This window comes from Cellulomonas sp. A375-1, assembly GCF_001040865.1.
Classification (GTDB): Bacteria; Actinomycetota; Actinomycetes; order Actinomycetales; family Cellulomonadaceae; genus Cellulomonas; species Cellulomonas gelida.
Window position 1 is genome coordinate 1,345 of the sequence record NZ_LFKW01000150.1, and the last position, 1,574, is coordinate 2,918.

Below are 1,574 nucleotides of genomic sequence, written 5' to 3' on the forward strand. Positions count from 1 at the left end.
CGGTCCGGCGCCGACGACCGTGCGCACCCTCGTCGTCAGGCTCATCCTTCGTCCCCCAGTCGCAGGAGCGCACCGGAAGCGCGCCGCAGCAGCGCACGAGTCGTGACGACGACCGCCAGCAGCGCGCCGATCGTGAGGGTCCCGACGACCGCTCCGAGCACAGGCCAGGGCCACTGCACGACCACGCTCGGCACCGGTGCCAGGCCGCGCGCCGACACCGTGACGAGCGGCCCGACGAACCAGGCCAGCAGGGCCCCGACCGCGACCCCGGCGATCGTCCCGATGGCGCCGAGCAGCACGTACTCGCCGACGATCGCGCGCACCAGCGAGCCCTGCGACGCGCCGAGCGCCTGCAGCCGCGCGAGCTCGAGGCGGCGCGTGCGGACCGCGACCGTCGCGCTGAGCGCGATGCCGGCGACCGCGAGCGCGACCGCGGCGAGCGTCACGATCCACAGCGCCGCGGGCACGGCGACGTGCAACGGCCCGTCGGTGGCCTCCGCGCGGACCTCGACGCGCGTCGTCGTCGTGCCCGCGCCCGTCTTGGTGATCGCGGCCGCGGCGCCGGGCGCGTCGCCGTCGGAGACGCGAGCCCACCACTCGTCCGTCAACGTGCTGCGCCCGCCGGCGACGAGGACCGCGCGCAGGAGCGCGTCGCGGTCGACCAGCATCGCGTCACCCCGCGGGATCCCGGGCAGGTACGGCACCTGCCGGTCGATACGGAGCTGCACGGCGACACCGTCGACGTCGACGACGAGCACGTCGTCCTCGGTCGCGCTCAGCTTGCTGAGCAGCGCAGGGGTGACGACCGCGTGCACGATCGGCTCACGGTCGAAGGTCGTGGTGTAGAGCGCCGCGGTCCCGTCGCCCACGTGGCCGAGGTCCGGCGTCGCGGTGACGTGCAGCCCGTCACCGTCGACCCACGTCGCGCCCAGCCGGATGCCCTGCTGGAACGGCTGCGGTGCGCCAGTCGTGTGCCAGGCGCCGCGGCTGAGGTCGAGCAGCGTCTCGTCGCCGTCGGTGTCGACCGCGCGCACGTCGGTGAGGACCGCGTCGTACGGCAGGTTCCAGAGCTCGGGGTCGAAGGTCGACCAGACATCCGGCGGGAGCGAGAGGCGCAGGCCGACGCCGATGAGCTGCGTCGCCCCGAGGTCCTCGGGCAGTGCGAGGGCGAGCTCGGCCGGCGCGTCGGGCCCGGAGCCGACCGCGGTCGTCACGGCGGGCAGGTCCAGGGTCGCGCGTGCGCCGCGGGCATCCTGCACGACGAGCGAGGCCCACGTCCGCGCGGCGTCGTCGCCGGTCAGAGGTGCGCGCACGCGGGCGCTGAGCGTGAGGCGCAGCTCGCTCGTGCCCGCCGGGATCGGGACGCCCTGCACGGGACGCGCGGGCGCCATGCCCGCGGTGGCGGCGGACCAGCCGCCGTCGAGTCGGCCGCGCAGGAGATCGCCGGCATGGTGCGTGTCGAGGGCGAGCATCGTCGTCGTGACGCCCGACGTCGACGCGTCGGCACCGGAGGCGATGGCCGTCTGCACCTGGCGGAGCGCGACCGGCGCCACGACCGGCAGGTGGTCGACCCC

General features: G+C 75.8%; 1 protein-coding gene. It reads right to left on the reverse strand.

Going from position 1 to position 1,574, the window contains the following annotated elements; genetic code table 11:
- Window positions 1-41 precede the first annotated feature (41 nt).
- Window positions 42-1,574: ABC transporter permease (locus tag CWIS_RS15985; protein WP_048344340.1), on the reverse strand; the 1,533-nt coding region annotated here is incomplete at its 5' end.